Source organism: Aquabacterium sp., assembly GCF_036279655.1.
GTDB lineage: Bacteria > Pseudomonadota > Gammaproteobacteria > Burkholderiales > Burkholderiaceae_C > Aquabacterium.
The window spans coordinates 44,907-57,576 of the sequence record NZ_DASUIT010000079.1 but is presented as its reverse complement, the minus strand read 5'-3'; the positions used below and the strand labels follow the sequence as shown (position 1 = coordinate 57,576).

The following is a 12,670-nucleotide window of genomic DNA, read 5'->3' as shown; positions in this document are numbered from 1 at the left end:
GCTGAGCGCATCCGCGTCCGGGTCACCAGCGGATACATGGGGGCGTTGCGGGCCGTTATGCTTGCCCCATGCACACCACGCCTGTTCAGATCACATCACGCCTGCCCCAGGTCGGCACCACCATCTTCTCGGTGATGTCGGCGCTGGCGCAGCAGCATGGCGCCATCAACCTGTCGCAAGGTTTCCCGGATTTTGATGCGCCAGCCGAGCTGCTGGGTTTGCTGGACCAGGCCACGCGCGCGGGCCACAACCAGTACGCCCCCATGACCGGCATGCCCGTGCTGCGCGAGGCCATCGCCGCCAAGGTGCAGGCCTTGTACGGTGTGAGCTACGACGTGGCCGACGAGATCACGGTGACGGCCGGTGCCACCCAGGCGATCTTCACGGCGGTGGCCGCCATGGTGCACCCGGGCGACGAGGTCATTGTGTTCACGCCGGTGTATGACAGCTACGGCCCCTCGATCGAATTGCAGGGCGGCAAGGTCATCTACGCCGATCTGACCCTGCCTGACTACCGGCCCGACTGGGCCCGCGTGGCGCAGTTGATCACACCGCGCACGCGCATGATCATCATCAACAGCCCGCACAACCCCACCGGCGCGGTGTGGACGGCCGATGACATGGCCCAACTCGAAGCTCTGGTCAAGAACACTGACATCGTGATCGTCAGCGACGAGGTCTACGAGCACATGGTCTTTGATGGCGCACGCCATGAAAGCGTCATGCGCTACCCCGGCCTGGCCGAGCGCAGCTTCGTGGTGTCCAGCTTTGGCAAGACCTATCACATCACCGGCTGGAAGGTGGCCTACTGCCTGGCCCCGCGCGAGCTGATGGCCGAGTTCCGCAAGGCGCACCAGTTCATTGTCTTCACCGTGCACGCGCCCTCGCAGGTGGCGCTGGCCGAGTTCATGAAAAAACCGGGCTGGTACGAGCAGCTCAAGGCCCTGTACCAGGGCAAGCGCGACATCTTCAGGCAGGCCTTGTCGGGCTCACGTTTTGAGCTGCTGCCCTGCCAGGGCACCTACTTCCAGTGCGTCAAGTACGGCGCGATCAGCGACGAGGGCGACCGCGCCTTTGTCGAACGCCTCACCCGCGAGCACGGCGTGGCGGCCATCCCCGTGTCGGCCTTTTATCCCGGCGGGGATGACCATGGGGTGATCCGGTTCTGCTTTGCCAAGTCGGCGGCGACGCTGGAGAAGGCGCTGGAGCGGCTGGTCAAGTTGTGAGCGGGATGATGTTCCTGTCGGACTCTCCGACAGCACCGCACGACAGTTCATCGGCTCGGTAAGCCCCGAAAGGGGGCAAGTTCTCTGACATGGGCGGCGCGGGCAGCCAGGCTCAGCGCATCCGTGGCTCGTTGGCCATCAGCCGAAGTCGAGCGGACATCATCCGCGCCTGCTTCCCTCGTCCCGGCTTCATCCCGCACGTTTGTCGAAAGTCCATGCTGTGTTCACCTCGCCGCCAGCCGCCGCGGGAGGTGGTCACGCTCTGTTGCCACATTGATGATTAAATGATGCTTGTTTGATGTAGACTTTTTGCTTGTCAATAGCAATCAACTGGGGACATCATGGAAAAGAGGATATTTCTTCAAGGGGCGTTGATTTCAGCGGTGCTCCTGCTGACGGCCTGCGGGGGCGGAACGGATGAGAACACTCAAGCTGCGACAGGCGGGCAACGCCTTCAAGCTCAGGCGGTTGGAGACCCCACGAGCGATGACCGAATCTTGACGGTCCAACTCGATACCAGTGCGGCAGGTGTCAGAACCTACATCAACGTGAAGGACACCAAGACAGGGACTTCCACGCGCATCAAGCTCGACAATCTTCCTGACTATCTGGCATCGCATCCATGGGTTGCCGACAACACGGTCAAAGGCAACTTGCGAGTGCGCTTTGCAGCGGGTACGTATGAATTTGATACGCAGGGCTGGCTCTGGCCTGCCAATGTGTCTGGCAAAGACAGTGCACGAAATATCGTCCTGGAACGGGATCCCGCCGTGACGCAGGATGTGGTTTTCGTGGGTTCCAAGCAGGTTCAATCCAACGTCTACGACGCATCCACCAAGGTGGTCAAAGTCACCAATCTTGCCGTCTCAGCGCCGTTTGATCAGCTCTGGACCGTGGAAGATGGTCGCGCTGTGCGCGCGCGGACCCCCAACGTTCTGACCTACTACTCTGTGAACCAGGGCGTTTATGCGCCCAACAATGTTCCCACATGCCAGTCGAATTGCACCGTCACGACAGGCATGAAGGCCTACGATGACGAGTACGCCGAGGTGGTGACGCAAGCGGCTGGAAATCCTGACGCCGAGCTGGTGTTCCTCTACGAGTGGTCGGTGGCCCGTCGCAGCATTGCCTCGGCCAATGCTGCCACCAGCACATTCACGTTCGACTCTTCCATCGCCTGGCCGACCAGCATGCCCAAGGGGATGCGCTACTACCTGGAAAACGTGGAATCAGGTCTGGACATGTCCAAGGAGTGGTTCTTCAAGGGCACGATGCCGGGCACGGGGGAGCTGCGCTACAAGATGAGCGGATCGTCTTCAGCGACCAGCATGAGATTTGAAATTCCGAAAATGAGCTGGCTGCTCAAGACCACAGGCGATGCACCCAATGGAAAATGGGTGTCGAACCTTCGCTTTAGCAACCTGAAGTTCCGCTACACCAATCTCCCCAAGCAGTCATCGCGCGATCCGCAGCAAGGCGCAGTCGGAATGCCTAGCGCCATCGAACTGAGTCATGCGCGCAATATTGTGTTTGACCGCTGCGAAGTCTCGCATGTGGCGGGGACTGGCATCTGGATGCGCGACTCGGCGCGATACATCCAGATCGATGGCAGCGAGGTGTTTGACACCGGCGGCAGTGGTGTGCTCATTGGCTCGACGCCAGCGAATCTCGAGTGGGTGGATGCATACGATGCCAAGTACCGAGGCACAGATCTCGAGACTGGGCGCGACACCGTGTCCAACAGCAGGATTCACGATGTGGGCGTGCGCGTGCCCTCGGCAAACGGCATCTGGATCGGGCACAGCTCTTACAACACCTTGGTCGGCAACGTGGTGCGCAGTGTGCCCCACAGTGGCATCTCGGTGGGTTGGGAGTGGAATGCTGGTCCATCACAATCCCACCACAACGTGATCCGTGCGAACTACCTGCACAAAATTGGCAACAAGGAGCTGTCTGACCTGGGGGGCATCTACCTGCTGGGCCGCGCGGATGGGACGATCGTGGAGGGCAATGTCATCCGGGATGTGACGTCCTACACCTCATTTGCAGGCCATGGCATCTATCTGGATGAAGGTTCGTCGAACGTCACTGTGCGAGGCAACCTTGTCAAGGACATCGACGGTGCGGCATACAGGCAAAACGATGGCTTTGGGAACCTGGTGACCAACAATGTGCTGCATGCGCCGACACCGTTCATCTTCCAGTGGATCGTCGGCCCAACGGATGGCCAATCGCCCTTCACGTTGAAGAACAACGCACTGTTCCCGACCAAGGACAAGTTTGCTGGAGGCATCAACTCGATTGACAGCATGTCGGGAACCTGGTTGGCGCCTGCGCCCATCGTTGCCGACAACAAGGTGTCGCGTCAGTTCGCCTCGTCAACTTTGCCGAGCACTCCGAACGCTCTGTGCGGTTGTACCTTCAAAGACACGTTGAGCATGCAAGACGCCGGACTGAGCAACGGCATGAATGTCGTGCCCACCGTCAGTATGGACGGCGCCGGGTGGAACTTCGGAGGCGTTCAACAAGCCGTTGCTTATGCCAACAGCTCGATCACCTACCCCGGTTACACGGTGACCTGGTTGTGGATGGGTGATATCACGTGGGAGCGGCTGCAATAAGTCCTGCTGCGAGAGGTCGTCGATATCTCGGCATGAAGTCCGTCAAGCGATTGGCGGACTTTTTTGCGTGCCGGGCAAGACGTTCGTGCGACCCGCAGAGACGGCGGTTGCGCACGATCTCCAGTGAACGCCAAGCCCGCAGGGCTGAGGAGAAGAGGGCGTGGAAACGGCTTGTTCTCACGGCAAGGGCAGCGCCGCAATGATCGCCTCCAGGTGCGACATCACCACATGGCTCAGGTAGGCCATGCACAGCACCAGCACGATGGGCCAGAACAGAAATTTCAACACAATCGGCATTCCCTGAGTTCTGGTTATCTGTGAACTGTGCGCCTGCTTGATCCATCCAAACACCCCTACAGTAGGGGGGATCTACTTGAGCTGGAGCAATGTTGATGAGATCCATGGCACACATCTGTCGGGCGATGGTGGCGCTGTGCTGTGGGGGCGCCGCGCAGGTGGCTCTGGCGCAAGCCCCCGCTTCGGTGTTGGCGCCTGCCACGCGTGCCCCCATGATCGATGTGCACAGCCACTTCCAGGCTGATCGCACGCGCCACTTCCCATCGGCCTTGCGCACCGCCCTGGCCAAGATGGACGAGCTGGGCATCGCCCGCACCGTGCTGATGCCTCCGCCCCTGGTCAGCCGGGGGGGCAATTACTACGACATCGAAGAGCTGCGCTTCGCCGCTGACCAACACCCCGATCGGGTCGCCATCATGGGCGGCAGCTCACTCAATGTGATGATCCACGACACCGATCCCAAGGACGTGAACGATGCCGTCAAAGCCCGTTTCCGCGCCCGGGTCGATGAGATCGTGGCCCAGGGCGCCGTGGGGTTCGGCGAGCTGGGGGTGCACCATGTGTCGATCCCCGCCATGGGGGCCAACCATGCCTATGAATCGGTGCCGGCCGATCATCCCTTGTTCCTGTTGCTGGCCGATCTGGCCGCGGAGCGGGGCCTGCCCATCGATCTGCACCTGGATCTGGTGCCTGAGGCCATGCCCCTGCCCGAGGTGCTGCGCCCCAATCGCCTCAACCCCGACACCCTGGCCGAAAACGCCGAGGCCTTCAAGCGCCTGCTGTCCCACAATCCCAAGGCGCGCTTTGTGTGGTCGCATGTGGGCTTCGAGCCGCTGCTCACGCGCCACCCGCAGCGGGTGCGCCAGTGGCTCAAGGCCTACCCCAATCTGTACATGAGCTTTCGGGTCAACAAAGGCGGGCCGAACCCGGCGGCTGCCATGACGGCCGAGGGGCAGCTCAAGCAGCCCTGGCTGGACCTGATCCGCGAGTTCCCGGACCGCTTGATGATCGGCAGCGATGCCTTCTATGACCAGGGGGGCATCGCACGCGGCAGCGGAGATCCGGGGCAGGATCAGGGCGTCCGCTGGTTGCGCTCCCTGGTGGACGCCCTGCCCGCACCCCTGGCCGAGGCCGTGGCCAGCCGCAACGCCATGCGGCTCTATAAGCTGGCCGATTCACCCGCTGTTCCTGCGCGTGCGACGCCCCCCGCGCCCGTAAACTGAGCCTTCGTGCTTTGCGCCTCACAAGGGTGCCCGGCTGGTCTGATCCATGGCGAAACCCCGTGCATGACATTTGATGTCCGATCCTTGTTGCTGGCCCTGGTGATCAATGTCATCACGGTGGCCGTGGTGCTGGTCACGGTCATGGGCAAGGTCAATCTGGCCGGGCGCCGAGCCCAGCAGGGCATCACCCTGCAGGCCCTGGGCTGGATGAGCATGCTGGGCTCGGAGTTGTGGCCCGGCACCTGGGCCGATCATCTGCTGTCGACCGTGTCGATCGCCTGCATCGCCAGTGGACTGGTGTGCATGCGCGAGGCCTTTTGCCGCTGGAGCGGGCACGGCGGCAGCCACCGGCTGCACTGGGGTCTGGCGGGCCTGACTGTGCTGGGCTATACCCTGGGCTTCGGGTCTTATCCTTTTCGGGTGGGCTGGTCCAATGCCGGCCTGGCCTTGCTGACACTGACGGTGGTGCAGGTGCTGGTGCGTGAGCCCCGGCTTCCGGTGGGGCCGTGGCGCTGGCTGGTGGCCGGTGTGCTCACGGCGCAGGCCGTGGTCACGGCGTGGCGAGGGGCGCTGGGCGCCTTTGACACGGCCGCCTACCCCTCTTACCTGAGCCCTCATCCCGTGAACACGGCGGCCGCGCTGGTCTCCAATGTGTCGGCGCTGTTGGTGCTGATGGGCATCTTGCTGGCCATGCGCGAGGAGGCCAGCCGCGAGTTGCAGCGCCTGGCCATGCACGATGGCCTGACGGGCCTGCTCAACCGCCGTGCTTGGATGGAGCGTGCGCAGGCGGCCCTGGCCTTGAGCGTGCGCCATCAGCAGCCACTGGTGGTGGTGATGATCGATCTGGACCACTTCAAGCGCATCAACGATGCCCATGGCCATGCGGTGGGGGATCGGGCCTTGCAGGTGGCGGCACAGGCCCTGATGGAGGTGCTGCGGGCGGACGACATCGCCGGGCGCTTCGGGGGCGAGGAGTTCTGCGTGCTGCTGCGCCAGGCCGATGCCGCGTCGGCGCAGGCCGTGGATCAGCGCATGCGGGCTCGCCTACAGGCCCTGGCGGCCGAGCACCTGACGGTGGGGCTGAACTTCAGCGCCGGTCTGGTGGTGTATGAGCCCGGGGCGGCCGTGACCCTGGAAGGGCTGCTGCACCAGGCCGATGTGGCGCTCTACGCCGCCAAGGGCCAGGGCCGGGGGCGTGCCGTGTTGAGTCTGGCCTCAGGGCAGGTCGCGCAGGCGGGCGCGGATGCGGCTCAGTGATTCGGGTGTGATGCCCAGGTAGCGGGCCAGATCCTTCTGCGGGATGCGTGCCGCCAGGCCAGGCCGCTGCGTCGTGAAGGCCTCGTAGCGGGCCGGTGGGCTCAGGGTCAGCAGATCGCGTTCGCGCAGTTCGCGGCGCACGGCGTAGTCCTTCCAGCCATTGAGCAAGGCCCGTTGCCAGGCCACCTGTTGCCAGGCGGTCTGCTCCAGCCAGGCGTAGTCGATGCGCTCGAACTCGCAGTCTTCCAGTGCTTCGCAGGCGTAGCTGCTGGTGCCGCCAGGCAGCAGGGCCGTGAGGCTGCACAGAAAGGCGCCTTCGGCCAGGAAGTCCTGTACCCACTCCTCGCCGTCGGCGTTGCGGTAGAGCGTCTTGACGCAGCCGCGCCGGATGACATGGATGTAGGGGTGGGGCTGGCCGATGTCGAACAGCAACTGCCCTTTGCCGAGCGTGACCAGCTGGATGCGCGCCAGGGCATCGTTGGGCCAGGGGGTGTCGGTGTCCCCCAGGGCCTGGAGGAGGGTCCAGCTCAGCAGGTGTGACTTATCCATGGTTAATGACGGCGGTGCCGGGCGCTTGCATCATCGCCGCGATTCTTTCTTCAATGGTCGATACAGCAGGAGATGGCGATGGTAGCGGTGAACGAGATGAATCTGGTGCAACCCATGGTGGCGATGATGGGCGTGACGGCGCTGGTGTGGTTGTTCATGTACGTGCGGCGCCTGGGTTACATGACCGGTCATGGTGTGGATGCGCAGAGCGTGAACACGCCGCAGAAGATGGCGGCGGCCCTGCCCGAGGCGGTGGAGTTTCCGTCGAACAACCTCAAGAACCTGTTCGAGTTGCCCGTGCTGTTTTATGGCCTGTGTCTGTTGCTGATGCAGCAGGGCTGGGTCACGCCGCTGGAGGTCCAGGCCGCGTGGGCCTTTGTGGTGCTGCGCGCTCTGCACAGCGCCATCCACTGCACGGTCAACATCGTGATGTGGCGTTTTGCGGCCTATGCCGCGGCCAGCGGGGCGCTGTGGTTCCTGCTGGCCCGCGTGGCGCTGCGGGCCTGGGCCTGATCAGGCCCTGAACAGGCGGGCCGCATGCAGGCCCAGGCCGGTGGCCACCGAGGCCAGGCGGTCACCCCGCACGGCCTGAGCGGTGGGGAAGGCGCGCTCCAGCTGGTCGGTCAGCAGCTGCAGGCCGGTGGAGCCGCCGGTAAAGTACAGCGCGCTGATGTCGCCGGCCTCCACCCCCGCCATCTTCACCGTGTCATGGGCACAGGCCACGATGCGGGCCAGATCGTCCGTGAGGGCGCGTGCGGCCAGGTCGTCGTTGAAGGCTTCGTGCAGGCCGCGCTCGATCAGGGTCAGGTCGATGTCGTACTGGCCGCCGCTGGAGACGGCGATTTTGGCGCTTTCGGCCAGGCCCACCAGGGCGTGGCCCAGGCGCTCCTGGACGACCTTCATCAGGCGCTGGTGGTGCACTGGCTCGCCATAGAAGTCGATCATGGCCTTGAGCTCGGCCACGCGCTGGGGCTGGTAGACGGTGTTGATCAGGTGCCAGGTGGTCAGGTCGAAGTAGACGCGGCTGGGCACCGGGCGGGGCTCCTGCCCTTTCACGCTGGGGCCGAAGCCGCCATAGCCCAGCACCGGCATGATGCTGGCCAGCGAGACGCGGCGGTCGAAGTCGGTGCCGGCCACGTGCACGCCGTGGTTGGCCAGGATATCGTCGCGGCGGTCCAGGCGGGTGGCGCGCTGGGGCCCCACGCGCACCACCGAGAAGTCGGAGGTGCCGCCGCCGATGTCGGCCACCAGCACCAGCTCTTCGCGCTGCAGGTGCTGCTCGTAGTCGAAGGCCGCGGCGATCGGCTCGAACTGGAAGGCCACGTCCGTGAAGCCCACGGCGCGTGCGGCAGCTTCCAGCGAGGCCTGGGCCTGCGCGTCGCGCTCGGCATCGTCGTCCACAAAGAACACGGGGCGGCCCATCACGGCCTGCGTCAGGGGCTGGCCCCCGGCCTGCTGGGCGCGCTCGCGCAGATGGCGCAGGTAGCCGGTGATGATGTCCAGGTACTTCACGCCCAGGCCATGGCCGACCTCGGTGGTCTGGTCGATCAGGGGGGTGCCCAGCACGCTCTTCATGGAGCGCATCAGCCGGCCTTCATAGCCGTCGATGTAGGCTTTGACGGCGGCGCGGCCGAAGGTGCGGGGCAGTTCGGGCTGGGCGGGGGTGCCGGCCGGGCGGTGCACGCCGGCGGGCAGGTCATCGGCGTCGGTGCAATAGAACACCGCCGTCGGCATGGTCAGGTGATCGCCCTCCAGGGGCACCAGGCGCATGCCGTGGCTGACGTCTTGCGCGCCTGGGATGGCGATGGCCGAATTGGAGGTGCCGAAGTCGATGGCGCAGAAGGTCATGGGGGCAGTCGGTCGCAAGAGCCAGGCAAGCGCGCGATTGTAGGCGCTTGCCCTGGTCTCTGCAGGATCGCCCCCCGGCAGGGCTGCGGTCAGCGCCCCCGGCGGCGCAGGCACCAGCCGGCCACACCCAGGCCCGCCAAGACCAGGGCCAGGCTGTCGGCCTCTGGCACTGCGGAGGGGGGCGGCGCGATGACTTCACCGGGGTAGCTCAACTGGATGTTGTCCACCTGGGCGTACATCGCGCTGAAGAGCACGTACTTGAGGGACTGGAAGCTGCTGTCCAGCGTGATGGTCTCCAGCGTGGTCGTGGTGGCATCCAGTTCCAGGGTCTTGCTGACCACCTGATCGTTGGTCTTGACACCGTAGATGCTGAACTGGCGGCCGCTGCTGATGGTCCAGAAGGAGGCGGCATCCATGCTGATCAGATCGAACGCACCACCGCCGACGCGCTCCAGGCGGAAGGCGGAGCCGTAGCCCGGGGTGCCCACATCGGAGTACAGGCCCGGCGATCCGGTCCAGTAGGGGCTGGCGGGGGTGATGGCGAACATCTGCCCTCCACCGTAGTTGAAGGACACCCCGCCGCGGGTGGTGATCTGGAAGCCATCCTCAACATAGGGGGCCGGCACCGACACGATCGGGCTGCTGGTGGCCACGTTGATGTTGTTGAAATCGACGACGGCGGCTTGCGCGGTCAGGGACAGGCTGGCCGCCAGGGCGGCGGCGATGGCGAGGTACTGCATGGGGAACACTCCTTGACGATGCCGCATCGTACGCAGGAGCAGCCTGGCCGCCTGTCACACGAAAGAGCGACCCCATTCAAGGGGGTCAACGATCGCGGAATTCCCGAGGTGTGACCCCCGCCCAGCGCCGGAAGGCGTGGTTGAAGGCGGCCGATTCGGCATAGCCGATCTGGGCAGCGATGTCCTCGATGGGCAGGGCCGTGGTCTTGAGCAGGGTGCGGGCGCGGGCATAACGGGCGTCGGCCAGCAGGTCGCGAAAGCACCGGCCTTCTTCACTGAGCTGGCGCCGCAGGGTGCGCTCAGACATGTTGAAGGACTTGGCGACCTCGTCGGCCGAGGGAAAGTGCCCGCTGAACATGCCCAGGTGGGTCAGCACCCGGTCGGCCAGGGTGTCGTTGCTGGTCTCCTGCGCCAGCAGCTGTTGATCGCACATGGTGCGGTACATGGCATGCGCATTGGGGTCGGCCGTGGGCAGTTTGACCTGCAGATAGTCGTTGCGCAGCCAGAAGCGCACCTCATGCTCACCAAAACGCACGGGGCAGCCAAAGTGGGCCTCGTAGGCCGCCGCCTCGGGGGGCTTGGGATAGGGCAGGTCGACCCGCTCGGGGCGCAGATCGAAGCCCATGGTGGCCTGCATGTCGCGCACCATCTTGTAGGTGCCCGAGGCTTCACCGTCCACCCGGAAGCGGAAGGCCTTGTGCGTCATGGCCATGGGTTCGAGGATCAGGGCGCTGATGCGCTCGCCAGGCTCCAGGCGCAGCGTGCCAAACAGATAGGTCAGGCGCTGGTAGCGCACGCCGGTCTGCAGCGCCTCGTAGGCGGTGCCGCAGGTCATCAGCAGCATGACCAGGGGGCCGTAGCCCGCCAGGCCGTAGTAGCCCCCCAGCTTGAGCCCCAGCAGCGGGTCGCCCTCCAGGCTGTCGGCCAGGTCGGCATAGATCTGCAGTTCGCGTGAGCGGGCGATGCGGGTGGTGGGGTCCAGCGAGGCCATCGACAGGCCATGGCGCTGCAGGATGGGCTCCGGGTTGGCGCCCAGTTGCTGCAGGCCCTGGACCATGTAGATCAGGCCCAGGATGGAGCGTGTACTCATGCGGTTTGGCCGAAAAAATCAATTCAACGGCGAATGTAGCATGGGCAGCCGAGTCTCGATGACGCCACTTGATGCACATCAAGTTCCGTGATTTTTCACCGCCGAAAACGGCCCCGTGGCCGAAACGATCAATTTCTGGGTGGATTCAAGCATGGTCGATGCGGACCTGAACACGCACCATGGCGGCAACTACTCATTCGAGGTGACGCATGACTGTTCAATCTGTTTCTTCTTCTGGTCCGGTCCGTGAGGTCGAGGTCGCCATAGCTGGCGCTGGCTTTGGTGGTCTGTGCATGGCGGTGCAACTGCAAAAGCATGGCATCAACGACTTCCTGATCCTGGAAAAGAAGGGCGAGGTGGGTGGCGCCTGGCGTGACAACCATTACCCCGGCGCCGCCTGCGACGTGCAGTCGCACATGTATTCCTACTCCTGGGAACTCAAGGCCGACTGGTCCAAGCGTTATGCGCCCTGGCACGAGATCCAGCAGTACATCCTGGACGTGGTCAAGAAGTACGACCTGCGTCGTCACATCCACTTCAACCAGGAAGTGGTCAGCGCGGTCTTCAATGAAGGCACGGGCCGCTGGGTGATCAAGACCGCTGGCGGCGAGACCATCATGGCCCGTCACTGGGTGCTGGCCTCGGGCCCGCTGCATGTGCCCGCCATCCCCAACATCAAGGGGCTCAAGGACTTCAAGGGCAAGGTCATGCATTCGGCCGAGTGGGACCATGGCTACGACCTGACGGGCAAGAAGGTGGCCTCCATCGGCACCGGTGGCTCGGCCATCCAGTATGTGCCCGAGATCGCCCCCAAGGTGGGCAAGCTGCATGTGTTCCAGCGTACCGCCGCCTGGGTGATCCCGCGTGACGAGCGCAAGTACTCCGAGTTCCGCAAGAAAATGTTTGCGGCTCTGCCCTTCACGCGCACCCTGCACCGCTGGCGCTGCTACTGGACCAACGAGTCCCGCGTGTGGCCCATCTTCAACCCCTGGCTGGCCAAGATCGGTGAGGCCGGTCTCAAGAAGTTCATTGCCTACCAGGTGAAGGATCCCGAGCTGCGCAAGAAGCTCACGCCCGACTACACCCTGGGTTGCAAGCGCATCCTGATCTCCAACAAGTGGTTCCCCACCTTCAACCGCGAAAACGTGGAGCTGGTGACGGACGATCTGCGCGAGATCACGGCCGACGGCATCATCACCAAGGACGGCAAGGAGCGCAAGGTCGACTGCATCATCCTGGGCACGGGCTTCATCGTCGATCCCCGCATCTACATGAAGAGCTTCGAGCTGCGTGGCCTCAATGGCCACACCGTTCAGGAAGACTGGAAGGTCAGCCCCACGTCCTACCTGGGCATCACGACGTCCAACTACCCGAACATGTACCAGTTGGTGGGCCCGCACACGGGTCTGGGCCACAACTCCATCATCTTCATGATCGAAGCCCAGGTGGACTACATCATCAAGTGCATGCAGCTGGTCAAGGCCAAGGGCGCCGATTACATCGACGTCAAGCCCCAGGCCATGACCCGCTTCCTGGGTGAAGTGACCGAGGCCCTCAAGGGCACGGTGTGGAACTCGGGCTGCAAGAGCTGGTACCAGACCGCCGATGGCATCAACTTCGCCATCTGGCCCAAGTCGACCTGGAAGTACTGGCTTGAAACCCGCACCGTCAATGAAGGTGACTATGTGTTTGGCAAGGCCAGCGCCAAGGGTGCGTCCCGTGGCGCATCGAGCGGTGGTTCGGGCCTGTCGGGCCTGCCCGGTGAGCAGGCCATGGCCCGGGTGGCGCAGCGCTGAGAACGCGCAGCGCCGTTCACGGC

General features: G+C 64.0%; 10 protein-coding genes. 6 read left to right on the top strand and 4 right to left on the bottom strand.

Translation table 11 applies throughout. The features are described from left to right. Positions 1–68: 68 nt before the first annotated feature. The 4 genes from VFW84_RS09690 to VFW84_RS09675 all read left to right on the top strand — a co-directional run bounded on the left by VFW84_RS09690 (position 69) and on the right by VFW84_RS09675 (position 6,624). Entirely contained in the window at positions 69–1,226 is a 1,158-nt protein-coding gene (locus tag VFW84_RS09690) for a pyridoxal phosphate-dependent aminotransferase (RefSeq protein ID WP_329680249.1), read from the top strand. Positions 1,227–1,567: 341 nt separating this feature from the next. Beyond that, entirely contained in the window at positions 1,568–3,847 is a 2,280-nt protein-coding gene (locus VFW84_RS09685; protein WP_329680248.1) for a right-handed parallel beta-helix repeat-containing protein, read from the top strand. A gap of 401 nt (positions 3,848–4,248) precedes the next feature. Then, a complete protein-coding gene (locus tag VFW84_RS09680) occupies positions 4,249–5,367 on the top strand; it encodes an amidohydrolase family protein (RefSeq protein WP_329680247.1) in 1,119 nt (372 codons plus the stop codon). Between the two features lie 63 nt (positions 5,368–5,430). Continuing rightward, positions 5,431–6,624, top strand: a complete 1,194-nt coding sequence (locus tag VFW84_RS09675) for a GGDEF domain-containing protein (RefSeq protein ID WP_329680246.1) — start codon at positions 5,431–5,433, stop codon at positions 6,622–6,624. Here the strand turns inward: VFW84_RS09675 and VFW84_RS09670 are convergent. Continuing rightward, the gene (locus VFW84_RS09670; protein ID WP_329680245.1) at positions 6,583–7,173 is read right to left on the bottom strand and encodes a Crp/Fnr family transcriptional regulator; all 591 of its coding nucleotides are present in this window, start codon (positions 7,171–7,173) and stop codon (positions 6,583–6,585) included. The two genes, VFW84_RS09675 and VFW84_RS09670, sit on opposite strands and share 42 nt — an antisense overlap. Positions 7,174–7,251: 78 nt before the next feature. On the opposite strand from VFW84_RS09670, the gene VFW84_RS09665 reads away from it, so the two are divergent. Then, positions 7,252–7,686: an MAPEG family protein gene (locus VFW84_RS09665; RefSeq protein WP_329680244.1), complete on the top strand. Its 435-nt coding sequence runs from the start codon at positions 7,252–7,254 to the stop codon at positions 7,684–7,686. Here VFW84_RS09665 and VFW84_RS09660 read toward each other — a convergent pair whose 3' ends face one another. From VFW84_RS09660 to VFW84_RS09650, 3 genes are all read right to left on the bottom strand, one after another. Further along, positions 7,687–9,021 carry an Hsp70 family protein gene (locus tag VFW84_RS09660; RefSeq protein WP_329680243.1) on the bottom strand — a complete coding sequence of 445 codons (1,335 nt, stop codon included), beginning with the start codon at positions 9,019–9,021 and terminating at the stop codon, positions 7,687–7,689. Between the two features lie 89 nt (positions 9,022–9,110). After that, positions 9,111–9,761, bottom strand: coding sequence for a PEP-CTERM sorting domain-containing protein (locus VFW84_RS09655; protein WP_329680242.1), 651 nt, complete (start codon positions 9,759–9,761; stop codon positions 9,111–9,113). Between the two features lie 85 nt (positions 9,762–9,846). Continuing rightward, positions 9,847–10,851 carry an AraC family transcriptional regulator gene (locus VFW84_RS09650; protein WP_329680241.1) on the bottom strand — a complete coding sequence of 335 codons (1,005 nt, stop codon included), beginning with the start codon at positions 10,849–10,851 and terminating at the stop codon, positions 9,847–9,849. Positions 10,852–11,060: 209 nt separating this feature from the next. On the opposite strand from VFW84_RS09650, the gene VFW84_RS09645 reads away from it, so the two are divergent. Further along, a complete protein-coding gene (locus VFW84_RS09645) occupies positions 11,061–12,647 on the top strand; it encodes an NAD(P)/FAD-dependent oxidoreductase (protein WP_329680240.1) in 1,587 nt (528 codons plus the stop codon). Positions 12,648–12,670: the final 23 nt, after the last annotated feature.

Coding starts and splice junctions, on each gene's coding strand:
- VFW84_RS09690 (WP_329680249.1), top strand. CDS start 69: ATGCACACCACGCCTGTTCAGATCACATCACGCCTGCCCCAGGTCGGC.
- VFW84_RS09685 (WP_329680248.1), top strand. CDS start 1,568: ATGGAAAAGAGGATATTTCTTCAAGGGGCGTTGATTTCAGCGGTGCTC.
- VFW84_RS09680 (WP_329680247.1), top strand. CDS start 4,249: ATGGCACACATCTGTCGGGCGATGGTGGCGCTGTGCTGTGGGGGCGCC.
- VFW84_RS09675 (WP_329680246.1), top strand. CDS start 5,431: ATGACATTTGATGTCCGATCCTTGTTGCTGGCCCTGGTGATCAATGTC.
- VFW84_RS09670 (WP_329680245.1), bottom strand. CDS start 7,173: ATGGATAAGTCACACCTGCTGAGCTGGACCCTCCTCCAGGCCCTGGGG.
- VFW84_RS09665 (WP_329680244.1), top strand. CDS start 7,252: ATGGTAGCGGTGAACGAGATGAATCTGGTGCAACCCATGGTGGCGATG.
- VFW84_RS09660 (WP_329680243.1), bottom strand. CDS start 9,021: ATGACCTTCTGCGCCATCGACTTCGGCACCTCCAATTCGGCCATCGCC.
- VFW84_RS09655 (WP_329680242.1), bottom strand. CDS start 9,761: ATGCAGTACCTCGCCATCGCCGCCGCCCTGGCGGCCAGCCTGTCCCTG.
- VFW84_RS09650 (WP_329680241.1), bottom strand. CDS start 10,851: ATGAGTACACGCTCCATCCTGGGCCTGATCTACATGGTCCAGGGCCTG.
- VFW84_RS09645 (WP_329680240.1), top strand. CDS start 11,061: ATGACTGTTCAATCTGTTTCTTCTTCTGGTCCGGTCCGTGAGGTCGAG.